Genomic DNA, 21749 nt, shown 5'->3' on the forward strand with positions numbered 1-21749 from the left:
GGGGACGGTCGTGAAGTCATTGCCGGTGTTCGAATCGCTGCGCGGGTACCAGCGCTCCTGGATCCGGCCCGACGTGATCGCGGGTCTGACCGTGTGGGCGGTGCTGGTCCCGGAGGCGCTGGCCTACGCCTCGATCGCCGGGGTGCCACCGGTGGTCGGCCTCTACGCGGCAGTGCCCGCACTGGTCCTGTATGCCCTGGCAGGCAGTTCGCGGCACCTGGTCGTCGGCCCGATGTCGGCGACCGCCGCGCTCTCGGCCGCGATCATCGCACCGCTGGCCGGCGCCGACGGCGGCCACTACATCGCGCTGTCGGCCGCGCTGGCCATCGCCACCGGCTTCATCGGCCTGCTGGCCGGGCTGGCCCGGCTCGGCTTCATCGCCTCGTTCATCTCCGAGCCGGTGCTCAAGGGCTTCATCGTCGGCCTGGCCCTGACGATCATCATCGGCCAGGTCCCCAAGCTGTTCGGCGTGCCCAAGCACGAGGGCAACTTCTTCGAACAGGCCTGGGGAGTGCTGCGCGAGCTCGGTGACACGCACTGGCGCACCCTGCTGATCGGCGTGTTCAGCCTCGCCGTGGTGCTCGGGCTGAAACGCTGGCTTCCGCTCGTCCCCGGCTCGCTGTTGGCGGTGTCGCTCGGGATCGTCGCGGTGGCGCTGTTCGACCTCGACGACAAGGGCGTGGCGATCGTCGGCCACATCGACGCCGGCCTGCCCGCGCTGGGAATACCCGACGGGCTCGCGCTGCGCGACTACCTCGACCTGCTCGGTCCCGCCGTCGGTGTGCTGTTCATCGGTTTCGCCGAGGGCCTCGGCGCGGCGAAGACCTACGCCGCCAGGGCCGGGTACTCGATCGACGCCAACCGGGAACTGCTCGGTCTCGGCGCGGCCAACCTCGGGTCGGGCCTGAGCTCGGGGATGGTGGTCAACGGCAGCCTGTCCAAGACCGCCGTCAATGGTGCGGCAGGCGCGAAAACCCAGGTCAGTGGCCTCGTTGTCGCGGTGTTGACCATCCTCACGCTGCTGTTGCTGACCGGCCTGTTCGAGAAACTGCCCGAGGCCACCCTGGCCGCGGTGGTGATCGCCGCGGTCATCGAACTCGTCGACATCGACGCGCTGCGCCGCCTCTACCGGGTGTGGACGCGCCTGCTGGCCAGCATCTACGGCCATGCCGCGCGTGCCGACTTCCTCGCCGCGATGGCCGCCATGTTCGGTGTGCTGCTGTTCGACACCCTGCCCGGCCTGCTGATCGGCGTGGGCGTCTCGATCCTGCTGCTGGTCTACCGCGGCTCCCAGCCGCACATCGCCGAGGTCGCGAAATCCGGCGGCGTCTGGCTGGACACCGCCCGGCACCCCGACCTGCGCACGCGCCCCGACCTCGTGGTGGTCCGGGTGGAGGCCGGCATGTTCTTCGTCAATGCCGACTACGTGAAGGAACGGATCCAGCACCTGTGCACCGATGACACCCGCCTGGTCGTCCTCGATGCCGAGACCTCGCCCGGCCTCGACGTCACCGCCGCGGCGATGCTGCTCGACCTGCGCAACGCACTGGCACACCGGCGCATCGACTTCCGTATCGCCCGTCCGGTAGCCCAGTTCGACGACGCGCTCGACTCGGCCGAAGGCGCCGACGCCCCCATCGGGGTCTACCCGACCGTCGCCGCGGCCGCCGCCGACCTCCCCGAAACCCCGCCGACCCGCTGACCAACATCTCGATGCGGGTACGAGATTGGTAGCAGCGGTAACGTTCTGCCCGGCGCGGCCGACGATCACTTCGACAAAGGAGGAGTTCCATGAAGAAGACGATCATCTCGGCCGCACGGGTTGCGGCCGCTGGCGTTTCGGGTCTGGCCTTCGTCGCGATCGTGGGTTCGGGTGCCGCCCAGGCCGCGCCGCAGGACTGCGTTGTCGAGCGGGATCTCTTCGGCGCGTCGGCCGTTTGCCAGCCCGACGGCGGAAGCAACTACGTGCTGCGGGTCGAATGCTTCGGCCTGTACGCCAGCGGTCCGTTCCCGCTCTACGGGATCGGTCCCTACCACTCGCTCAGCTACCCCTTCACGCCGAGCGGGGAGCGCGTCGGGGCGGCCTGCACGGGTATGGGTCCCGGCGTCGTCGCGGTGACCACCAATGCCTACGTCGAGGTCTACCAGGGCTAGTGATTCCGCTGAGCGGGAGATCGTCGCGTTCGGGTTCGCCCGTCCCGTCGGCTCGATAGGGTCGGCGGGACGAGCGAGCTGGAGGAAGACGTGGGAGTGAAGCAGCGGGCCGCGGTCCAGATGAGCCCGACCGAGATCGCGGAGTTCCTCGATCGCAGCCGGGTACTCACGCTGGCCACCCTCGACGCACAGGGCAAGCCGCACCTGACCGCGATGTGGTTCGGCCACGTCGACGGGGTGATCTATTTCGAGACCAAGGCGAAGTCGCAGAAGGCCGTCAACCTGCGCCGCGATCCCACCCTGACCTGCATGGCAGAAGCGGGCGATACCTACGACCAGCTGCGCGGAGTCTCGATCGAGGGCACCGCGCACCTGATCGAGGACGCCGCCGACGACGAGTACTGGACTGCGGCGATCTCGGTCTTCGAGCGCTACGTCGCGCCCTACACGCCCGAGTCGAGGCCGCTGGTCGAGGCCATGATGAACAATCGCATCGTCGTCCGGGTCGAGCCGAGCAGGACCCGCTCCTGGGACCACCGCAAACTCGGCCTGCCCGCCATCCCGCTGGGCGGCAGCACCGCGGACGTCCAGCCCTGACGGTGCCCGGCTCGCGGCGCGGAGCCGAGTAGGGCGGGGCGATCATTCGGGTCTCCGGGGCGGCTCGGATCAGCTCGCCGAGGCGTCGATGGCATCCAGCTCAGGGCGTGGCCGGTGTGTCCTGCCGGATCAGATCGGTCAGCGCCGCCGCGGCCTCGAGCAGGGCGAGCGATCGGGCGGTGATCGCGATATCTCTGGCGGACAGCGCCGTGTGCAGATCCGCGGCTCGATCGGCTCGTCGCAACTGCGGCAGTACTGCGCGCAGCTGCGGGATCCGGTAGCCGGCTCGTCGCAGCTGGTGGACGATCCTGGCGTCGCGTACCTGTTCGGGGGAGTAGTGGCGCGCACCTGTCGGCGTGCGGTTCGGTGTCACCAAATCTGTCGCGTCCCAATGCCGGAGCGTCGAAGTGGGGAGGCCGAGCGCGGCGGCGAGTTCGGCGATGCTCATCGCGTCGGACTCGCGGACATCGAGGATCGGCTCGGTGGAGATGGCCGCGGCGGCCGCGATGGCCAGCTCGAGGTCGACGCGTTCGGTGTGCAGCCCGGCGTGCACCGCGTCCAGCAGGGCGAGCGCTCGCCCATGCTCCCCGGCGTGGACCGCGCGCAGAATCCGCTTGGCCTCGACCGGACCCGCACCCGTCGCGAGCGCCCGATAGGCCAGCGCGGACCGCAGATGGATCTGCCGGTAGACCCGATGACCGCCGTCGGTACGGTCCGCTCGCGGCAGCACGCCGTCGCGCTCGAGGTCGCGGATCTGCTGCGCGGAGTACCCGGACGCCCGCGCCACCGCGACGGTGCGCCCGACCTGCGACTGTAGTTTCTCCACGCGAAAACCCTAGTCACCGATGGCAAAGTCCACACAAGCACTTCAATGTGACGCTGGAACCATGACGACAGCGGAGATCATCGAATACGTGTCCGGCCTCGGCGGCGTCCTGACGCTGCGCCCGGTCGAGGGCAGCGAATGGCCGGAGGTCAGCTGGGGCGACACCTTCTTCTACTACGCCCCCGACGGCGTCGTCCCGACCACGGGCCAACCCTTCGCCACCATCGTGACCAAGGATTATCCCGACGACCGAACCTCGCGCCTGGACCGCCCTGACACGTTCCGGGTCAACATCGCCGCGGGCAAAGCCGCGTTCACGGAGTGGACCGGCCGCGGCCCCGCCGATGTCGACGCGAGCGTCATCGACACGGTCATCGCCCACCCGGTCTACGGGACCGCGGGCTGGCTGGCCGTCGTGAATCCCGGCGAGCGCACCGATGCCACGGTCCGCGAACTGCTGCGCACCGCCTACGACCGGGCCCGCACCCGCCTCGAGCGGCGCAACCGGTAGCCCGAGCGCGAGGCCGCGCTGACCGACCCCGGCTCGAGATCGCCAGGCCCCGGCGCAGGTCGCCTTTCGGCCGATGCATGCGCCGGAGCCTCGCGATCAACTGTCCACCTCAGGTACTGGGGAGGGTGCAGGTGGCGTCGGCGGGTGGGGTGTGGAGGTCGATGAGGTAGGTGGCGGCGATGTCGTCCACGCAGGGGCTGGTTCCGGCCATCACGATGGTGTGTTGCTCGCCTTCGACGGTCAGCATGGTGCCGCCGAGTGCCTCGGCCAGGGTGCTGCCGCCCTCGTAGGGAGTGCTCGGGTCGCCGGTGATGGAGACGATCAAGGTGGGCGGTAGGTCCTCGATGTGCTGGGCGTAGGGGATGGTCAGGGTCGGGGGCGTGGGCCACGCTTCGCAGGTGTCGCGGGCGCCGAGGCTCAGGTCGGTGCCGGGATCGAGGAAGGGCGCCGCCTCGACGACCGCGTTGCGCAGTTCAGCCGTCTGCTCGGGGGTGAACCGCTGCTCGTCCATGCAGTTGATGGCGAAGACCGCCTCGCCGAAGTTGGACCACCGGCCGTCGGGTGCGCGGCCCGCGAAGAGATTGCCGATCGCGACGAGGGTGTCGCCGCGTCCCGCCTGCACCTCGGCGATGCCGGCGATGATCGCGGGCCAGGCCTGTGCGGAGTACAGCCCCGAGATGATTCCGGCGGTGGCCGCGTCGAAGGTCAGCTCGAAGCCGTCCTTCGCGGGAACCGGCTGGTTCAGCAAGGGCCGCAAGGTCTCCTGCAGCACCTGCGTCGCGCGGGCGGGGTCGGGCCCGAGCGGGCAGTCGGGTTGCTCGGCGCAGTAGGCGGCGAGTTGCTCGAACGACCGCTGGAAGCCGCCGTAGGCGTAGACCCTGCGCTCGAAGGTCCCCTGCTCCGGGTCGATCGCGCCGTCGAGCACCATGGCGCGCACCCGGTCCGGGAAGGTCTCGGCGTAGACGGCGCCGAGCCGGGTGCCGTAACTCTGGCCGAGGTAGCTGAGCTGCTCGTCGCCCATGACCGCGCGCACGAGGTCCATGTCCCGGGCCGCGTCGCGGGTGCCCAGGTGTTCGAGCACGCGCGCACCGCCGGTTCGCTCGGCGCACCCCTCGAAGAGTTCGGTCGTGTCCGCCTCGGTGACCGACCCCGCGGTGCCGACGGTCGAGGTCGGCACCGTCCCGGTATCCAGCTCGGCATCGGTGAAGCAATCGACGGCGGGAATTGACGCGCCGACCCCACGCGGGTCGAAACCGACCAGGTCGAAGCGCTCGGTGATCCTGCTCTCCGCCAGCCCGGTGGCAGCCGTCGCCGCGCCCATCAGCCCCGAGCCGCCGGGACCGCCCGTGTTGAGGACGAGCGAGCCGATCGGGTTCTCCCCGCGCGCGGGCACCCGAAGCAGCGCGATCCGCACGGTCTGGTCGTCGGGCGCGTCATAGTCCAGCGGCACGTCGATCCGAGCACACTCGAAGGTGTCGTCGCTGGTCAGCACCTCGGTCTCGGACGAGGTCATGGCGTAGCCGGCGCACGGCCCGAAGTCGGGAGTCTGCTCGTAGAACCGCGCGAGCTCGGCTGTCGGCGCCGCGGTCGCCGGCTCGTCTGGGCTCGATGCCGTGCAGGCGGCAAGCGTCAGCAGCGCTGCGACCGCGACCGCGATCGGTGGGCGGCGTTTCGGGACTGTCATCGTGCTCCTTCGATTCGGGGCGGTGCGGGGGTCGGGTGCCTCGCCGTCCTCGAGCACCCGACGGATACGCGCGCGCGCAGCTGCGCCTCGTGCTGCTCGTCGGCGGCGGGCCAGCGCGTGCTGCGGAAGACCCCGAGCGTGCGCCGGTCCTCCCGGCGCAGCAGTCCACGGTCGACCAGCCGGTCGCGCACCACCCGCCACAGACCGCCACCGAGCGCGAGCAACAGCGGCTGCACCCGTTGGGTCTTCTCGGACACGGTGTTGAACGCCGACTGCAACAGCGGGTCGGGCAGCGGGCCATTCCCAACCGGAAATACCTTGGGCCCGTTAACTATCCCGCTGTCATCGGTCTCCACCCGGCCGAGCAGCGCGAGCTCGGTCAGCACCGCGCCCCCGAGCGTGTAGTGCAGGGTGCCCGCACCCTGGATGGACGCGCCGTCATCGTCCATCAGCAGCGGCATGAGGTCATCGACGATCAGCAGATCCTCGCCGGGCCGAATCTTGTTCGTCATCGAGGTTTCCTCCCTGTCGGTGTCATCGGCACGGCGCCTGCGGGCCAGGGCCGGAAAGCCCACCATGGCAGGAATCGAGCACCGATCCGGTGGTCGACTCGCCGGGTGGTCGCCGCGATTCGTACTCTCCCATCACACGCCGTCTCGGCCGCACAGGGTGGTGCTGGCGTCACCCTGGTGAAGCTCGAGATCGCGCTGGCGCGCAAACTGCTCCACACCGACCCGAACGCGTCGAGCGGGAACTACGCGGCCTGGCCGCGCTGGCCCGCCGGGTCGCGGACGAGGGCGGTGAACTCACCGTCACCCTCGCCGCGCTGCTCCCGCGGGAACGCGACATCACCGTGCTCGCCGAACCGGCCCACATCGCCGAGATCGCCCACCCGCCACGAAGCCGCCCGCTACGCCCGCGAACACGACTGGCTGTAGCTCGTTGCCCCTCAACCGAAGTGATCGGAGGCCGCGCGAATCGCGGCCGTGATGCGGTCCACGTCGATACGTTCTGCCGTGGGCAGCGGCGCCCCGGTTTCCTCGCGCGCCGCCGCCGCGGCCGACAGCAGTCGTCGAGCGTGCTCGATGTCCCCGGCCAGGGCGGCGGCCCCGGCGAGTCCTTCCTGTGCCAGCGCGATCGCGCGGGGGTCACCGGTGCGCTGGGCCACCGCCATCCCTTCTTCGTGGAAGGCGCGAGCCCCGTCCGGGTCACCGCGTAGTTCGGCGATGAAGCCGAGTTCGGCGAGGCTTTGGGCGATGCCGGGGGCGTAGTCGACGCGGCGGTTCCAGTCCAGGGAAGCCCTGGTGTGCTTCTCGGCGTCGTCGAGTCGACCCTCGCGTCGGGCGCCGAGGCCGAGGCCGACCTCGGCGAAGACGCGGCCGAGCTCGTGACCTTGGCTCACCGACAGTTCGCGCGCCCGTTCGTGCAGCAGTCGCGCTTGCGTCAGATCGCCGGTCAGCAAGGCCAACCGGCCCAGGCCGGACAGCATGTCGGCGACCTGCGGCCAGAGACCGAGTTCTTCGGCCCGGCACAGGCCGTCGTGGCGCAGGCGCGCGACTTCGCCGTAGTCGCCGATGATCTCGGCCCTGCGGGCCAGCAGTTGGGCGGTCCGCAGCTGCCCCCACCGATCGCCGAGGACCGCGAACAGTCGCGCGCTCTCGGCGGCGTCGCGCTCCATGGCCGCGAGGTCGCCGTGCAGCAGAGCGTGGTGCGCGGCACTGCTCAGCGCCGCCGCGATGCCCCAATCATCCTCGGCCGCACGGAATCCGCGCAGGGACCGATGCGCCAGTGTCTCGCTGACCAACTGATCACCACCACCGAGCAACGCCTCGGCCAGCAGCCATTCGATGAGCGCGCGACCTACCGCATCGTCGACCCGATCGAATCCCGACAGCCCGGCGTCGACCAGCGCCGACCGGTCCGAATCGCGGCAGCTGAGCAGCATCAGCGCCGACCGCCAACCAGTGGCCCGCGCCCACGACGCCGTCTCGGCGGGCATGGCCAGCACCGCTTGCAGCAGCCGGATGCCCTCCCCGATGCGCCCGCGCAGGAACCAGTACCAGGCCACCGCGTCGACCAGCCGAAGCGCGACAGCGGAGTCTCCCCGGCGCACCGAATCCTCCACCGCGGAGCGCAGATTCGCGTACTCGGTATCGAGCATCGCGAGCCACCGCCGCTGGTCCGCCCCGCGCAGCCGGTCGCGCGCCTGTTCGGCCAGCTCGGCGTAGAACTCGTTGCGCACCGCGTGTACCAGATCGACCTCACCGGCCTCGACCAGCCGATCCGAGCAGTACAACGCGACCGATTCCAGCAGCCGATAGCGTGGCCCGTCGTCGGTGTCGGTCATCGCGACGAGCGAACGATCAACCAGCCGAGCGACCAGGTCGAGGACCCGCCCGCGCGGCAGATCCGCCACCGCGCAGACCCGCTCGGCCGCGGCCAGCCCGAACCCGTCGGCGTGCACAGACAGTCGTCGCAGCACAGCCTGTTCCGGCTCGGTCAGCTGCTCCCAGCTCCAGTCGATCACCGCCCGCAAGGTCTGCTGCCGCCCCGGTCCGCCCCGGTGTCCGGCGACCAGCAGTTCGAATCGGTCGTCCATCCGCGCGGCCAACTCCCGCACCCCCAGTGCCCGCACCCGGGCGGCGGCCAGCTCCAGCGCCAGTGGAATCCCATCGAGCCGACGACAGATGGTCGCGACCGCCGCCGCGTTCTCCGGGTCGATGGCGAAGCCGGGCGCCGCGGCGGCCGCGCGGGCGGCGAACAAGCGGACGGCACTGAACTTCGGCAAGGTCTCCGCGCTCACATCCCCTGGTGAATAAGGCAATTCGAGGGCCGCGACCGGGTAGAGGGCCTCCCCGGAGACGCCGAGCGGTTCGCGGCTCGTCGCCACCACCCGCAGCCCCGGCACCGACCGCAACAATCGCTCGGTCAGCTCGGCCACCACGGTCACCAGGTGCTCGCAATTGTCCAGGACCAGCAGCACCTCCTTGCCGTCCAGCGCGGTGATCAGCCGATCGTCCGGACCGGCGGGGGAGCGGATGTCGTCGCGGATGCCGAGCACCGCGTGCACCGTGTCCACGATGGTCGTGAGCGAGGCGGCTGTCGCGTCGATCCCCGCCAACTCGACGAACCACACACCATCGTGATGGTCGGCGAGCAGCGTGCGCGCCGCCTCGATCGCCAGTCGCGTCTTGCCGACCCCACCGGGCCCGATGAGGGTGACCAGCCGGTACTCGCCGACCAACCCGCGCACCTCGTGCGCCGCCTCCGCCCGCCCGATCAACTCGGTCAGCTGGCCGGGCAGGTTCGTCGTGGTCACGCGGGGCGCGAGCACGGGATCCTGGGCCAGGATCGCCCGGTGCACGGCGACGATCTCCGGCCCCGGGTCCACCCCGAGTTCGGTGCGCAGCCGCTCCCGCAGGTCGGTGAACCCGGCCAGCGCCTCACTCTGTCGTCCGGAGCGATACAGCGCACGCAGCTGCGCCGCCCGCAATCGTTCGCGCAGTGGATGTTCGGCCACCACCGCCGCCAATTCACCGACCAGCGTGGAGTGTTCGCCGAGTTCGAGCAGTGCCTCGGCCCGCGCCTCCACCGCGGACAACCGAAGTTCTTCCAGCCGAGCGGCTTCGACCGCCGCGAACTCCTGCTCGGCGAACTCGGTGAACGCCGCACCGCGCCACAGCTCGAGCGCGGTGGTCAGCGCCTCGGCCCGCGATCCGGCATCGGTCGCGGCGAGCGCGAGCAACTGCTCGAACCGCCCCGCGTCCACCGCGTCAGCCGTGACATCCAGGCTGTAGCCCGCGGCCCGCGCCACCACCAGCGCGCGGGCCGACGGCTCGGCCGCGGCCAGCGCACCGCGCAGCTGCGACACCTTGACCTGCAACGCCGCCGCCGCGTCCCGGGGCGCGCGCCGCGGCCACAGCACATCGATGAGCCGGTCGCTCGACACCGAACGTCCACGGTGCACGAGCAGCACCGCGAGCACCGTGCGCACCTGCCCGGCCGGAAGCGTCACCGGCTCGCCCTGATCCGTCCACACCATCAGTGAACCGAGCACGCCGAACCTCATGTCCGTGACGATACGGACGTACTCGGACACGGTGTAGGGCGCCTGTAGGAGACGCGTAAGCCCGTCCGGCGATCGTCGTGGAACAACGACTTCCGCCCGGAAAGGCAGATCCGATGAAGACAGACACCCTGCGCGTAGCGATCATCATCGGCAGCACGCGAGCCCAGCGCTTCGGCCCGACGGTTGCTGAATGGTTCCACGGCCACGCCGCCGCCCACGGCGGCCTCGACCTCGACCTGATCGACCTCGCGCACACCGGGCTCTCCGATGTCCTCACCGACGACCCCGACTCCGCGGTCCTGGCCTTGGCGCCGCGCCTCGCCCAGGCCGACGCGTTCGTGGTCGTCTCGCCCGAGTACAACCACGGCTATCCCGCCCCGCTCAAGACCGCCATCGACTGCTATGTCGAGGAGTGGAAGGCCAAGCCGGTCGCCATCGTCTGCTACGGCGGCGTCTCCGGTGGCCTGCGCGCCGCCGAACAGCTTCGCCAGGTGTTCGGCGAACTGCACGCCGTCACGATCCGCGACACCGTGAGCTTCCACAACTGCTGGAACAAGTTCGACGACGCCGGCCAGCCCCTCGACCTCGCCGGTGCGGGCGCCGCCGCGACGGCTCTGCTCAACCAACTCACCTGGTGGGCCCGCGCGCTGCGCGACGCCCGTGGTGCCCGCCCCTACCCGCTCTGATGAAGGACACGATGATGAGACGCCCGGCGACCACCCTGGCCCTACTGGCCTTCTCCAGCCTGATCACCTCGCTGGACTTCACGATCATCTACGTAGCCCTGCCCGATATCGCCCGCGACGTCGGCTTCTCCGGACATTCGATGCAGTGGGTGGTCAGCGCCTACGCCATCTTCTTCGGTGGCTTGCTGCTGCTGGGCGGCCGATCCGCCGACCTGCTCGGCAGGCGACGGATGTTCGTGCTCGGCATGGTCGTGTTCGGCGGCGCCTCGCTGCTGGGCGGCATCGCCACCACCACGACCGCGCTGATCGCGGCCCGCGCGATCCAGGGGATCGGCGCCGCACTGCTGTTCCCCGCGACGCTGTCGCTGGTCAACACCATGTTCGAGGAGGGCAGGCAGCGGATCCGCGCGCTCGCGGTCTGGGCGATGGCCGGTGCGGGCGGGCTCAGCCTCGGCGCCCTGCTCGGCGGCGTGCTGACCAGTGCGTTCGGGTGGCAGGCCGTGTTCTTGATCAACATTCCGCTCGTCGTCCTCGGTTCGGTGGCGGCGTTCCCGCTGCTGCGCCCGGATGGTCCGCGCGATCGCGGACGCGGATTCGACGTGCCCGGCGCGCTCACCGGCACCGTGGGCGTCACACTGCTGGTGTTCACCGTCGCGCAGGGCCCGGAGTCCGGCTGGGGATCGGCGCCGGTCCTCGGTGGCGGCGTGCTGGCGGTGGTGTTGCTGGCCGCGTTCCTGGTCATCGAGGCGCGCAGTTCCAGCCCGCTGATGCCGTTGCGACTGGCCCGCGCACTGGCGCCGGCGCTCGCCGTGATCTTCGTGTTCGGCGCGAGCATGCAGAACATCGTCTACTTCCTCACCCTGTTCCTGCAGAACGTGTGGCGATACAGCGCCCTGGTCACCGGGCTGGTGTTCCTGAGCCTGTCGGTGGTCATCGCGGTCGCGAACTTCGTCGCCGAGCGGCTCATCGGCCGGATCGGCATCCGCACCACGCTGCTCATCGGTCTGCTGCTCGGCGCGGTGGGCGGTGCGCTGCTGGCCGCGGGAATGGCCCTCGACGGGTCCTACCGGACGATCGTGGTCGGCATCCTGGTCTACGGCGCGGGGATGGGCACCGTCTACCCGACGATGTACGCCGCCGCCGGAACCGGTGTCGTCGACCAGGAGCAGGGGACCGCAGGCGGAATGGCGAACACCGCGATGCAGGTCGGCGTCGGCGTGGGGCTGGCGGTGCTCGTCGGCGTCGCGAACGCCGGTTCGGCCGGGCTCGACGGTGAGGCGCTGCGGCTCGCGTCCGCGGACGGTCTGCGCGTCACGGTCGTCGTCGCGGCCGCGCTCACACTCCTCGGACTGCTCGCCGCCGCTTCGTTGCCAGGCCATCGAGCAGTCGACGCGCACAACGATTCCGAAGACGCCACGTCTTCGGTTCCGGTCAGGTCTTGACCTCGAGATTGGTTGAGATCCTAACGTCTTTCACGATCTACGAGAACGGAGAATCATGATGATCGCAGTACTCGGATTGGGCGAAATGGGATCCGCACTGGCAGCCGCCATGCTGGATGCCGGTCACGAGATCACGGTCTGGAACAGGTCGGTGGACAAGGCGGAGCCGCTGGTGTCCGGGGGCGCCCGCCTCGCCGATTCCCCCGAGGCCGCTGTCCGCGACGCCCAGCTGGTGATCGTCAACGTCCAGGACGGCGCCGTCGCGGGGAAACTGCTGGCAGCGGCGGGTACGGCACTGGCCGGCCGAACAGTGGTCAACCTGACCGACGGCCCGTCCGAGCAGGCTGCGGCGGCAGCGGAATTGGTGACCGACCTCGGCGGTCACTACCTGCACGGCCAGATCATGACCATCGCCCCTGGCATCGGCTCGCCGGATACGGTGATCTTCTATGGCGGCCCTCGCGAGGTGTTCGACCGGCACGAACCGGTCCTCCGGATTCTCGGCGGCCGCGGAACCCACGTCTCGGAGGACCCGAGTGTTTCCCTGATCTACGGCATGGCCATCCACGACATCATGTGGGGCCTGCTCAACGGATTCCTCCACGCCGCAGCACTCCTCCGCGACGCCGACCTCCCGCTCACCCGCTTCACCGAACAGGCCGAACCCTCCCTGACCGCCCTGACCTCCCTGTTCCCGATGCTCGCCACCGAGATCGACCGCGCCGAATACGCCACTCCCTACGGCGCGCTCAAACACCACCTACCGTCCATCGACGACCTGATCGCCGAAAGCCATTCCCGCGGAATCGACACCGAACTCCCCACCTACACCAGAAAGCTCGTGGCCGATGCCCTCTCCGCCGGCCACGGCGACGACAGCTACTCCCGTCTGATCGAACACTTCGGTCCCCGATAGCCAAGGAAGCGGGGCTGCGGCATCGCCGCGGCCCCGCCTCATCGTCGTCGGCACGGTCGGCTCCTACACTGGCCGACCGTGCGGGGAGCACCTCGGCACACGCGCCGTCCCGGTGCCGGCGCCGCTGCTGCCAGTGCGTTCGGTTGCCGACGAGGGGCGGCGGTGAGCTGGGAGTCGGGGGCGGGAATGCGGATCATTGGCATCCGCGGCGTGGTCGGCGGACACTGGAGGAATGGTTGACAGAGAGCAGCGCACACCCTTCTACGGGGTGGTGATGATTCTCGCGGCGCTCGGTGCGTCGATGGCGGTCAGTTTCTACGGGCCGACCTGGCTCCGCGTCACGGTCTACATCCTCACGACCATGGTCATCGTGGTGGGTGGCGTCATGACGTTCCGGGACTACTCGCACTGACCTGGCGAACACTCGTCGCCCCGGTCCGTCGGGGCGACGCGTACAGGCGTGGGGCGGCCCGTCCCGTCGGAATCCGGGTGGCTCATCCTTTTCGGGTGAGGCGACATCGCTCGTGCGTGGTCGATGCTGGTGTCCACGCGCGTCGGTTCGACATGCGTGTGTCGGAGACAGCGAAGGAGTTCCGATGACCAGCGACCAAGCGCGCGAGACGGCTGCCCGCGCCTATATCTACGGGTTCCCGCTCGTGTTCAACCTGGACCAGGTTCATCGCTACGTTCGCGAGGGGGTCGGGGCGAATCCGGCAGCCGCGTTCAACACCTTCTCCCACGCCAGGACGCTGGCCGGGCCCGCCGACACCTTCGTCACGATCAACAACGACACCCTGTACTCGATGGGACAGATCGACCTGTCGGTCGGTCCGGTGGCCCTGCACGTCCCCGACACCGCGGGGCGGTACTACGTACTGCAGTTCGTCGACGCCTGGACCGACAACTTCGCCTACATCGGGCACCGCGCGACCGGCACCGCCGCCGGTGACTTCCTGCTCGTCCCGCCCGGCTGGACCGGCGAGGCCCCGGCGGGAACCACCGTCATCACCTTCCCCACCACCGTCGCCTCGATCGTCGGCCGGTGGGCCTGCGCCGGTGACGCGGACCTGCCCGTCGTGCACGCCCTCCAGGACGCGACGACGCTGACCCCGCTCGATCCCGACGCCCGCCCGGCCGGACTGCCGACCCCGGACCCCGCCGTCGACCCGGACCTGTTGTTCCTCGAGAAGCTGCGGCTGTGGTCGCAGGCCTTCCCGCCCGCGCCGCGCGACCGGGAACTCCAGGATTCGCTGGCGCCGATCGGGATCGACCAGGTGGGGCCCTCGCCGTATGTGAATGCCGAGACGGCCGACGCCTTGCGGGCCGGTGTGCAGGACGGCGCGCACAACCTCGACACCGCGCTGAAGCACGGATCCAGCCCAGAGGTCAACGGCTGGACGCTGACCCTGCACGCCTTCGACTACAACCTCGACTACTTCGAGGTCGGAGCGCTCGACGACCCCCGATTCAAGATCGCCGACCCGAAGCTGCGGATCATCGAACGCGCCGCCGCCGCCAAGGGCGGACTCTGGGGCAACCACGCCTACGAAGCGGCGTACATCGTGACCTACCTCGACGGCCAGGGCGCCCAACTCGCCGGCACCGACACCTACACTCTGCGGCTGGACCCGACCCCGCCGGTCGGCGCCTTCTGGTCGATCACCATGTACTCCGTCCCGGATTTCTATCTGGTCGCCAACGCCATTGATCGCTACTCCATCGGCGACCGCACCCCCGGCATCGTCTACGACGACGACGGCGCGCTCACCATCACGATCAGCCACGCTGCCCCCAGCGATCCCAAGGCCCGAGCGAACTGGCTGCCCGCTCCCGCCGGTGACTTCCGGCCCGTCCTGCGGATGTACGAACCCGGCGACGCGGTCCTGGAGCAGACCTACGTCGTCGCCGCGATCACCAAGAACTGACCTGCGCGAACTTCGACACCGCGCCTCAGGAAGGTCGGGTCCCCGATGGTCTCGCTCGCATTGTCGCTGCTCCCGGTCGCGCTCGGCATCATCATGAGCCCGTTGGCGGTGATCGCCGTCGTGGCCGTGCTGTTCTCGCGGCGGGCCCGTGTCAACAGCATCGCCTACCTGGTGGGCTGGGTCGCCGGGATCGTCGTCTCGATCGGCGCCGCCTACGCGGCCCTGGTGGCGCTCGATGTGCACGATCGCCTCGACCCGCCGTTGTGGCTGTCGATCCTGCACCTGATGCTCGCCGCGGTGCTGCTGGTTGGCGCCTGGTACGTCTACACCAGGGAACGCAAGCGTCTGCAGGCGTTGGCCCGCGCCCGCAATCCGGGCGAGATCATGGATGCCGCACCGCAATTGCCGTCGATTCTGCAGTCGATCGAACACTTCACCCCGGCCCGGTCGACGCTGTTGGGTGTCGCGCTGTTCGTGCTGAACCCGATCGATGTCTCGTGTGCCATCGTCGCGGCGTTGACCCTGCGGTTGAGCGATACGTCGATGGCGGACCAGCTCGGGGCCGCCATCGTGTTCGTCCTGTTCGCCTCGAGCTCGATCGCGGTTCCGGTCGGGATGTTGCTGGTGCTGCGGGATCGGGCCGAACCGCCGTTGCGGGCAACGCGACGGTTCATCGCGGGCAATTCGAAGTTGCTCAATGTCGGTCTGCTGGTCCTCATCGCCGTCATGCAGATCAACAAGGGTCTCCAGGGCCTGTGAATTCGACGACACGATCGCCGCGCTCACCCATCAGGTCAGCTCGCCGGCCCCTTCGCCGTCACACCACTGCGGCACCACTCCGAGCCGAGCCCGCCGCCGTCAGCTGTTCAACCGTGCGGTCAGCCCCGTGGACGCAGGGGTGATTCATATACAGACCTGATTCATATATAGATCTTCTGAGAACCTTCTACTCATGATTGATATACCGATCATTCCGAGGACTACTTGCTAAGATCGTTATATGGATCAGATGCGTGCGGTCACCTCAGTCGAGTTCGGCCAGGCCGTGCGCCGCGCACGGGAGCGACGCGGTCTGCATCAAGCGGACCTCGCCGAGAGGCTGGGCATCACGAGGATGACCGTGTCGCGACTGGAACGAGGGGGTCCGGTCAGTATGGAAACAGCCATTCGGGCACTGTCCGAGTGCGGCTACGAGACTGTGGTCGTACCCAAGTTCAGCCGGGTCACCGTCGAGGGGCGGTGACCCAGTGTCCCGCAGAAAGCCCCCCGGTCTGGACATGTGGTTGTACGGGCATCGCGTCGCTCGCCTCACCGAACCGGGCACCTACCGATACAAGCTCGAGTTCACCGACGAAGCGCTGGATGTTTTCGGCCAGGGAGCGCGGGTACTTTCGCTCGCATTGCCTTTCGGCACCAAGGCGGTCGTCGACAAGAGCGGGGCGGGTGGTCGACCAGTGTCCGCGTTCTTGGAAGGGCTTCTCCCCGAAGGGAATCTCCGCCGCCATCTCGCGGCGAGTCTCGGGGTCACGGTCATCGACAAGCTGGAGCTTCTACGAGCAGTTGGGGCTGAATGTGCGGGTGCGGTGCAATTCCTCCCCGAAGGCGAAGAGCCGTCGGCCGGGACGATCAGGGAGCTCGCCGACGACGAGGTGAACCGGCTCGTGGCCGATCTCCCCACCTACCACCTCCCCGAGGGGGCGGTGCCACAGGCATCGCTGGCCGGAATTCAGGACAAGGTGTTGCTGGTTGCGCGACCGGATGGTTCCTGGGGGTGGCCCGAAGGTGGGGCGGTGTCGTCACACATCATCAAGCCTGAACCGCTGGGTGGTGCGGCGGTGCCGCATCTCATTCAGACCGAACATTGGGCGATGTCTGTCGGTCGTTCTGCGGGTCTCGGTGCCGCCCAGACCGCTGTCGAATCCTTCGACGGGCGGAGCGCTCTCGTTGTTGCCCGCTACGACCGGACCCACGACGGAGGAAGGCTGCACCAAGAAGATTTCTGTCAGGCGCTCGGGTTGGACCCGGACGCGAAGTATGAAAGTACCGCTGAATCCGAACGCCTCGGGTCCAGGTTGGGCCGCCTCGCGTCCGTGGCGGCCGACCGTGCGATCGATCCCCAAGCGTTCCGCGTCGACCTGCTGTCGGCGGTGACCTTCAACGTCATCATGGGCAATGGTGACGCCCATTCGAAGAACTACTCCCTGCTGCTCGGCCGCCGCGGCGAAGTTTCACTGGCGCCACTGTATGACTCCGCGCCGGTCATGTATCTGGACCCTCGATTCAAAGGGACGGGCCACATCATCAACGGGCGCACCAGCATCGAGAGTGTCGACGAAGCCGATCTCGTGGCGGAGGCCCGTTCGTGGGGGCTGGCGCCGCGAGTCGCGCAGGAAACGGTCCGGTCCGTGATGGCGAGGGTGTGGGACGCCGCGCACTCGATCGACCTGCCGCCCGGCGCCGAGCAGGTCTCCGACAAGCTCGAAGCTCTGTGGGTTCGGCGCCATTGGGTTGGGCCATGAGGATCATGAGGACCCGAAGCTTCCACCCGTGGCCATGGACGTCAGCCGTTCAACCGTGCGGTCAGCTCGGGGAGGCCGGGGCCGCGCAGTTCGGACAGCGCGGTGGTGCGTCCGCTCACGCCGAGTAGGAGCGACAGTGCGGGTCCGGTGACCTCGGGGCCGTCCCCGAGGGTGAGGTCGGCGTCGTCGGCGATCAGGCGCAGGCCGGCGACGTGTTCCTTGGCGCCACCCATCGACTTTCCGGTACGGACCTGGAGTCGGAGGGCGCGATCGATCGCCTCGATCGGGTAGGTGCCGACGGTGCCGAGCGGGCGGCGGATGTCCTCGCCGTGCACCACGGATTCGACGAGTCGCGTGTCCGCCGGTGCGGGCGGGCCGGAGGTGCGGTCGGCGACCGCACGGAATCGGGCGAGCATCTGCGCCGCCGTGCCCAGCTCGCGTTCGACGCCGTTGCGGTTGTCCCGGTCGAAATCGAAGCGGGCGGCGATCATTCCGCGGAGGAAGCCGAGCTTGGTGGTGAGGGCGGTCGAGATCTGGTGGGCCACTACGTCACGCACGGTCCACCCCGGGCACAGCGACGGGGTGTCCCAGCGCGCCTCGTCGATGCCTTCGAGGTATTCGATCAGCGCGTACCGCTCGGCGTGCACCAGTGGCCAGACGTCGGACATGGCATTCCTTTCGTCGATCAGCGGAAGTAGTGATGATCCTGCACCCAGCGGGCCTGCGGCGACGAGACCGCCCTCGACGTTGCGCAGCGCCTACAGGCGAACTCGCCATCGCAAGGTCGATTTCCGTGGCGCCGGAATACAACTCGGCGCGACCCGGTTCTAACCGATGAAATACTCATAGACAGTTAGTGGGTTGTGGCTGTGCGCGGAGCGAATCTCGCCTGGGCCGGACTGGCGGCGATGACCGTGTCGTTCGGACTGAACTTCACCATGGGCGTGTTCTTCGCCCCGACCGCCGCCGCGTACGGCATCTCGGCGAACGCACTGGCGGTGGCCGCCGCCCTGGGCACCGCGGTCACCGGACTCGCCCAGCCGGGTATCGGCAGCCTGCTCGATCGGCTGGGGCCCAAGCACGTGTTGATCGGCGGGCTCACCCTGATCTCGAGCAGCTATCTGGTGCTGGCGACGGTCACTACGACCTGGCAATTCGTCACGGCCTACATGGTGCTCGGCGGCCTCGGCTTCGCCGCTTCGTCCACGCTCACCGTGACAACCCTGCTCGGGCGGGCGCACGGTGCTCAGGCCGGACCCGCCGTGGCGCGGGCCGCGATCGGCATCAACGTGGGCCAGCTGATCACGCCGTGGGTGGCGACGACATTGTTCGATCCCATCGGCGTACGGGGCACCTTCGCCCTGCTCGGCGCGATCGGCCTGGCCGCCACCGTCGTCCTGTGGCTGTGGTTACCCGCCGATCAGCGGGCCGGCGCCCAGGCCGGCGCGAGGCAGTCGCTGGTTGGCCGGTGGAAAGTGCTGGTGTCGTTCGGTTTACACGCGTCGACCCTGTACGTAGTGGTGCTGATGCTGCCGAAACACGCGGTGGATCAGGGCTGGTCGGTGGCCGGTGCGGGCCGGCTCGTGGCGGTGGCCGCACTCTCTGCCGGGCTGACCTCGGCGGTGATGGCGCGACTGCTGCGGCGCTATCCACCGGAATCGCTGCTGCAAGTGCTGTATTCAGTGCGTCTGGCCGCGCTGCTGCCCGCGGTGTTCGTGCCGGGCGGGCAGGCCCTGATCGTGGTGGCTGTCCTGTTCGGCATCGCCTCCTTCCCCGTCATCCCGCTGACCATGGCGATCCTGTCGCGCGGCCTCGATCCGGTGCGGATGGGCCGCACGCTCGCGCCGGCCTGGGTGATCCACCAGTTCGCCGCGGCCGCTGGGCTCGGCGTCGCCGCCGCCGTGCACGCCCTCACCGACAGCTACCGCGGCTATTTCGCCCTCGGCCTGGTGTTCACCATCGCCGCCACTGTCCTCATCACCCCGGTGCGCAGCCGCGAGCCGGTCACTGTCTGAAAGGAACCACCCGATGTCCGATCTTCCGTCGATTCCGGATTCCCCGTTGGTCGCCGAGGCCACCGAGCTGGTCCGCGCCGCGGCGAGCCCCTGATTTACCACCACTCACGGCGCGTCTACTACTTCGGCGAGCTGCGCGGCACGGCCGCCGGCCTGAACTACGATCCCGAAATCCTCTACGTGTCGGCCATGTTCCACGATCTCGGCCTGACCCAGCACTACCGAATCGACCACCAGCGCTTCGAGATCGACGGCGCCGATGAGGCTCGCCGCTTCCTGCGCGCCCATGGCATCGCCGATTCCCTGGCCGAGCTGGCCTGGACCGGTATCGCCCTGCACACCACGCCGCAGATCCCGCTGCGTATGGCACCGGAGATCGCGCTGGTCACCCGTGGTGTCGAACTCGACGTGCTCGGTATCGGCTACGACGCGATCACCGCCGACCAGCGCGCAGCGGTGCTCGCCGAACATCCACGCCCCGACTTCAAACGCCAGATCCTGGCCGCCTTCACCGACGGCCTCCCCGACCGACCCGACACCACCTTCGGCAATGTCAAAGCCGATGTCCTGACTCATTTCGTCCCGGGCTTCCGCCGCGGTGACTTCGTCGAGGTCATTCAGAACTCCCCCTGGTCCGAGTAGTGCCAATCGGTGTCGGAGTGTGGCTGCGAGGCTGGTCGTGGCCAAGTTCAGCCGGGTCACCGTCGAGGGGAAGTGGCACGGTGCCTCCTTCCTGATTCGGCCTCGGCTGTCCAGGAACACCGATGCGCTCACCAGCCGATCTGGCTGATGGTCGACCAGAGATCGCATCGGTGCGCCGGGGAGAACGAATCGCTCAGGGCGATGCGGTCGCGGCTGAGTTCGAGCGTGGTCGGGGTGGTGGTGGGCCAGGGTGCCAGGGTGGGTGTTTCCGGGCTGCCGGTGTGGGCGAAGTGCGCCCAGCTCTGCTGGATGTGCTGGGAGAGCCGGTCCGCGTCCGGGGGGAGCGGGATCGGCACGCCCATCAGCGCGGAGAAGACGTAGGGGATCTCCGCGGCGTGAAAGGCGCCTGGTAGCAACGGATTCTGACCCAGCGGTGCGTCGTTGAACCGGTACTGCCACACCTGGCCGCCACCACGGCGGGCCGCTTCGGTGGTGAACAGCGCGGGGCAGGCGAAGAAGCCGTCGGTGATGACCTGCTGCTTGGCCGCGGCGGGAGTGTCGAAGTCGGCCACCGGGTAACGGGCGAGGACTCGGTCGCTGTGGTCGCCGAACGAACTCAGTGCCCAGTCCAGGTACTCGGCCGCGGTGGGAACAGCGCCGCGCGCGTAGTCGAGCAGTGCGACGAAGGTCGCGCCTTCGTCGGCGTTGCTGCCGACAATGAGGGGAATCGCCCTGGCCACCCCGGTGGCCAGGGCGTCTTCCGGGGTGCTGGTGACGACCACCCCGTCGCGGACCGGAGTCCACGTAGCGTCCATGGTGTTCAGCATCGTGGTCGGGGAGCTCAGCAGCCGGTCGACCGGCATTTCGCGCAGGCATCGAAGCCGGGTGGTGAAATCGCCGCAGCCGAGGCTCGACGCGTAGTCGGCTGATCGCTGGTAGGCGCGGTCCACGGTCGGCGGCACGAGGGGGCTGCGGGCGCAGGCGCCGCTTTGGATGATGGCTTTGGTGAAGAGGCCGCGTGCGGTGGGCGAGGCGAGCTGCGTGCACACACTCATCCCACCCGCGGACTCGCCGAAAAGGGTGACGTTGCCGGGATCTCCACCGAACGCGGCCGCGTTGTCCTGGATCCAGCGCAGTGCGGCCTGCTGGTCGAGGGTGCCGTAGGTGCCGGTGATGCCGCCGTCGTCCGTGGCGAGTTCGGGCAGGGCGAGGAATCCGAACGGCCCGACCCGGTAGTTGGGGATGGCGACGATCACCTGTCCGTCCCGGACGAGCCGGGCGGGCGAGTCGTACTGGGCGTTGGAGCCGAGCACGAACCCGCCCCCGTAGAGCCACACCATGACGGGAAGTGTTGTCCCCGAGGCATGTTCGGGCACATAGACATCGATGGTCAGGCAGTCTTCGCTCGACGGCTGCAACGCGGGTACATGGGGCAGCGGTGCCGACTGTGGGCACTGGGGCCCGTGCGCGGTGGCGGGGCGAACCCCCTCCCACGGCGGCACCGGTTGCGGCGGGGCGAACCGGTGCGGACCCGCGGTCGAGGCCGCGAATGGCACGCCGAGATACTGGATGATGCCCGCGGACCGCATGCCGTGGATCGCGCCGCCGGTGACGGTCGTCGTCAGTTCGGTGGCCTGGTCACCGGGTGCGGCCCGCGGGGCGGGCGCGGTGAATACCAGCGCGCTGGCCAGTCCGACAACACCGGCGACCGCGAGAATCCGCGCCGGCCATCGACGCCCGGAGATGGCGGTGACGATCCGCAT

General features: G+C 69.1%; 20 protein-coding genes and 1 pseudogene. 14 read left to right on the top strand and 7 right to left on the bottom strand.

Going from position 1 to position 21749, the window contains the following annotated elements:
• Nucleotides 1-10 precede the first annotated feature (10 nt).
• From BOX37_RS03375 to BOX37_RS03385, 3 genes are all read left to right on the top strand, one after another.
• Nucleotides 11-1702 (top strand): SulP family inorganic anion transporter, encoded by a 1692-nt coding sequence (locus BOX37_RS03375; RefSeq protein WP_240505191.1) that lies wholly within the window; start codon nucleotides 11-13, stop codon nucleotides 1700-1702.
• 89 nt (nucleotides 1703-1791) lie between these two features.
• The gene (locus tag BOX37_RS03380; RefSeq protein WP_167659891.1) at nucleotides 1792-2154 is read left to right on the top strand and encodes a hypothetical protein; all 363 of its coding nucleotides are present in this window, start codon (nucleotides 1792-1794) and stop codon (nucleotides 2152-2154) included.
• Between the two features lie 90 nt (nucleotides 2155-2244).
• A complete protein-coding gene (locus BOX37_RS03385) occupies nucleotides 2245-2751 on the top strand; it encodes a pyridoxamine 5'-phosphate oxidase family protein (RefSeq protein WP_071926355.1) in 507 nt (168 codons plus the stop codon).
• Nucleotides 2752-2851: 100 nt separating this feature from the next.
• Here the strand turns inward: BOX37_RS03385 and BOX37_RS03390 are convergent, their stop codons facing one another.
• Complete coding sequence (locus BOX37_RS03390) at nucleotides 2852-3577, bottom strand: MerR family transcriptional regulator (protein ID WP_071926356.1); 726 nt, start codon at nucleotides 3575-3577, stop codon at nucleotides 2852-2854.
• A gap of 61 nt (nucleotides 3578-3638) precedes the next feature.
• Between BOX37_RS03390 and BOX37_RS03395 the strand changes: the two genes are divergently transcribed.
• A complete protein-coding gene (locus tag BOX37_RS03395; RefSeq protein WP_071926357.1) occupies nucleotides 3639-4088 on the top strand; it encodes a DUF6194 family protein in 450 nt (149 codons plus the stop codon).
• Nucleotides 4089-4197: 109 nt separating this feature from the next.
• Here BOX37_RS03395 and BOX37_RS03400 read toward each other — a convergent pair whose 3' ends face one another.
• The 4 genes from BOX37_RS03400 to BOX37_RS03410 form a co-directional block, all read right to left on the bottom strand.
• Nucleotides 4198-5772 carry an alpha/beta hydrolase gene (locus BOX37_RS03400; RefSeq protein WP_071926358.1) on the bottom strand — a complete coding sequence of 525 codons (1575 nt, stop codon included), beginning with the start codon at nucleotides 5770-5772 and terminating at the stop codon, nucleotides 4198-4200.
• On the bottom strand, nucleotides 5769-6284 hold the full coding sequence (locus BOX37_RS03405; protein WP_206045760.1) for a GOLPH3/VPS74 family protein: 516 nt from the start codon (nucleotides 6282-6284) through the stop codon (nucleotides 5769-5771). Before BOX37_RS03405 ends, BOX37_RS03400 begins: the two co-directional genes overlap by 4 nt.
• Before the next feature lie 242 nt (nucleotides 6285-6526).
• Nucleotides 6527-6664 (bottom strand): hypothetical protein, encoded by a 138-nt coding sequence (locus BOX37_RS33650; protein ID WP_156910248.1) that lies wholly within the window; start codon nucleotides 6662-6664, stop codon nucleotides 6527-6529.
• A 57-nt stretch (nucleotides 6665-6721) separates the two neighbouring features.
• Entirely contained in the window at nucleotides 6722-9841 is a 3120-nt protein-coding gene (locus BOX37_RS03410; protein ID WP_071926360.1) for an AfsR/SARP family transcriptional regulator, read from the bottom strand.
• A 113-nt stretch (nucleotides 9842-9954) separates the two neighbouring features.
• Here BOX37_RS03410 and BOX37_RS03415 point away from each other — a divergent pair, with 113 nt between their 5' ends.
• The 8 genes from BOX37_RS03415 (at nucleotide 9955) to BOX37_RS03450 (ending at nucleotide 17329) form a co-directional block, all read left to right on the top strand.
• Nucleotides 9955-10527, top strand: coding sequence for an NADPH-dependent FMN reductase (locus tag BOX37_RS03415; protein ID WP_071926361.1), 573 nt, complete (start codon nucleotides 9955-9957; stop codon nucleotides 10525-10527).
• 11 nt (nucleotides 10528-10538) lie between these two features.
• Complete coding sequence (locus BOX37_RS03420; protein WP_206045761.1) at nucleotides 10539-11969, top strand: MFS transporter; 1431 nt, start codon at nucleotides 10539-10541, stop codon at nucleotides 11967-11969.
• Between the two features lie 55 nt (nucleotides 11970-12024).
• Nucleotides 12025-12885: an NAD(P)-dependent oxidoreductase gene (locus tag BOX37_RS03425; RefSeq protein ID WP_071926363.1), complete on the top strand. Its 861-nt coding sequence runs from the start codon at nucleotides 12025-12027 to the stop codon at nucleotides 12883-12885.
• A gap of 232 nt (nucleotides 12886-13117) precedes the next feature.
• Nucleotides 13118-13297 carry a hypothetical protein gene (locus BOX37_RS03430; RefSeq protein ID WP_071926364.1) on the top strand — a complete coding sequence of 60 codons (180 nt, stop codon included), beginning with the start codon at nucleotides 13118-13120 and terminating at the stop codon, nucleotides 13295-13297.
• Nucleotides 13298-13481: 184 nt separating this feature from the next.
• Nucleotides 13482-14810 (top strand): DUF1254 domain-containing protein, encoded by a 1329-nt coding sequence (locus tag BOX37_RS03435; RefSeq protein WP_071926365.1) that lies wholly within the window; start codon nucleotides 13482-13484, stop codon nucleotides 14808-14810.
• Nucleotides 14811-14855: 45 nt separating this feature from the next.
• Nucleotides 14856-15569, top strand: coding sequence for a GAP family protein (locus BOX37_RS03440; protein WP_071926366.1), 714 nt, complete (start codon nucleotides 14856-14858; stop codon nucleotides 15567-15569).
• Nucleotides 15570-15819: 250 nt separating this feature from the next.
• Entirely contained in the window at nucleotides 15820-16053 is a 234-nt protein-coding gene (locus BOX37_RS03445; RefSeq protein WP_240505372.1) for a helix-turn-helix transcriptional regulator, read from the top strand.
• A 34-nt stretch (nucleotides 16054-16087) separates the two neighbouring features.
• The gene (locus BOX37_RS03450) at nucleotides 16088-17329 is read left to right on the top strand and encodes a type II toxin-antitoxin system HipA family toxin (protein ID WP_071926368.1); all 1242 of its coding nucleotides are present in this window, start codon (nucleotides 16088-16090) and stop codon (nucleotides 17327-17329) included.
• A 41-nt stretch (nucleotides 17330-17370) separates the two neighbouring features.
• Here BOX37_RS03450 and BOX37_RS03455 read toward each other — a convergent pair whose 3' ends face one another.
• Entirely contained in the window at nucleotides 17371-17997 is a 627-nt protein-coding gene (locus tag BOX37_RS03455; RefSeq protein WP_071926369.1) for a maleylpyruvate isomerase family mycothiol-dependent enzyme, read from the bottom strand.
• Between the two features lie 201 nt (nucleotides 17998-18198).
• On the opposite strand from BOX37_RS03455, the gene BOX37_RS03460 reads away from it, so the two are divergent.
• Together BOX37_RS03460 and BOX37_RS03465 are read left to right on the top strand one after the other, a co-directional pair.
• The gene (locus BOX37_RS03460; protein ID WP_071926370.1) at nucleotides 18199-19344 is read left to right on the top strand and encodes an MFS transporter; all 1146 of its coding nucleotides are present in this window, start codon (nucleotides 18199-18201) and stop codon (nucleotides 19342-19344) included.
• Between the two features lie 13 nt (nucleotides 19345-19357).
• A pseudogene (locus tag BOX37_RS03465) lies at nucleotides 19358-19986 on the top strand (HD domain-containing protein).
• Nucleotides 19987-20114: 128 nt separating this feature from the next.
• Here BOX37_RS03465 and BOX37_RS03470 read toward each other — a convergent pair.
• Nucleotides 20115-21749 (bottom strand): carboxylesterase/lipase family protein, encoded by a 1635-nt coding sequence (locus BOX37_RS03470; protein WP_156910249.1) that lies wholly within the window; start codon nucleotides 21747-21749, stop codon nucleotides 20115-20117.

The sequence above is a fragment of the Nocardia mangyaensis genome (assembly GCF_001886715.1).
Classification (GTDB): domain Bacteria; phylum Actinomycetota; class Actinomycetes; order Mycobacteriales; family Mycobacteriaceae; genus Nocardia; species Nocardia mangyaensis.

Excerpts from the sequence above, each read along its gene's own strand:
- BOX37_RS03380 (WP_167659891.1), top strand. The coding sequence starts at position 1,792 with ATGAAGAAGACGATCATCTCGGCCGCACGGGTTGCGGCCGCTGGCGTT.
- BOX37_RS03395 (WP_071926357.1), top strand. The coding sequence starts at position 3,639 with ATGACGACAGCGGAGATCATCGAATACGTGTCCGGCCTCGGCGGCGTC.
- BOX37_RS03400 (WP_071926358.1), bottom strand. The coding sequence starts at position 5,772 with ATGACAGTCCCGAAACGCCGCCCACCGATCGCGGTCGCGGTCGCAGCG.
- BOX37_RS03405 (WP_206045760.1), bottom strand. The coding sequence starts at position 6,284 with ATGACGAACAAGATTCGGCCCGGCGAGGATCTGCTGATCGTCGATGAC.
- BOX37_RS03410 (WP_071926360.1), bottom strand. The coding sequence starts at position 9,841 with ATGAGGTTCGGCGTGCTCGGTTCACTGATGGTGTGGACGGATCAGGGC.
- BOX37_RS03415 (WP_071926361.1), top strand. The coding sequence starts at position 9,955 with ATGAAGACAGACACCCTGCGCGTAGCGATCATCATCGGCAGCACGCGA.
- BOX37_RS03420 (WP_206045761.1), top strand. The coding sequence starts at position 10,539 with ATGATGAGACGCCCGGCGACCACCCTGGCCCTACTGGCCTTCTCCAGC.
- BOX37_RS03425 (WP_071926363.1), top strand. The coding sequence starts at position 12,025 with ATGATGATCGCAGTACTCGGATTGGGCGAAATGGGATCCGCACTGGCA.
- BOX37_RS03430 (WP_071926364.1), top strand. The coding sequence starts at position 13,118 with ATGGTTGACAGAGAGCAGCGCACACCCTTCTACGGGGTGGTGATGATT.
- BOX37_RS03435 (WP_071926365.1), top strand. The coding sequence starts at position 13,482 with ATGACCAGCGACCAAGCGCGCGAGACGGCTGCCCGCGCCTATATCTAC.
- BOX37_RS03440 (WP_071926366.1), top strand. The coding sequence starts at position 14,856 with ATGGTCTCGCTCGCATTGTCGCTGCTCCCGGTCGCGCTCGGCATCATC.
- BOX37_RS03445 (WP_240505372.1), top strand. The coding sequence starts at position 15,820 with ATGCGTGCGGTCACCTCAGTCGAGTTCGGCCAGGCCGTGCGCCGCGCA.
- BOX37_RS03450 (WP_071926368.1), top strand. The coding sequence starts at position 16,088 with ATGTGGTTGTACGGGCATCGCGTCGCTCGCCTCACCGAACCGGGCACC.
- BOX37_RS03455 (WP_071926369.1), bottom strand. The coding sequence starts at position 17,997 with ATGTCCGACGTCTGGCCACTGGTGCACGCCGAGCGGTACGCGCTGATC.
- BOX37_RS03470 (WP_156910249.1), bottom strand. The coding sequence starts at position 21,749 with ATGCGGATCGTCACCGCCATCTCCGGGCGTCGATGGCCGGCGCGGATT.